The following is a 274-nucleotide window of genomic DNA, read 5'->3' as shown; positions in this document are numbered from 1 at the left end:
CTCATTGAAAGTTGACGGTGCTTCAACATAGTAGGTCGACATGTGGGCTTTAAAGTAGCTTTGGTGATTATCTGAAAAGATGAATTGACCAGAATGCCCGATTTCATGAATCAAAGTATAGACATCACTCAAACGACCTGTCCAGCTCATGAGGACATAAGGGTGCACGCGATATGGATCCGCCGCATAACCGCCAGAATCCTTGCCACTATTGGCAGCAAAGTCCACCCAGCGCTCTTCTTGATAGCGAGCAACTTCTTGACAATATTCTTTC

1 protein-coding gene is annotated in these 274 nt (G+C 45.3%); it reads right to left on the bottom strand.

What is annotated here, in order from left to right; translation table 11 throughout:
* A partial coding sequence (locus ACYQ78_RS39605; RefSeq protein WP_459806142.1) for a M3 family metallopeptidase occupies nucleotides 1-274 on the bottom strand: 274 nt, incomplete at both ends.

Source organism: Herbidospora sp. RD11066 (genome assembly GCF_054661255.1).
The sequence above is the reverse complement of the archived record's forward strand: the minus strand, read 5'-3'. Positions and strand labels throughout refer to the sequence as shown.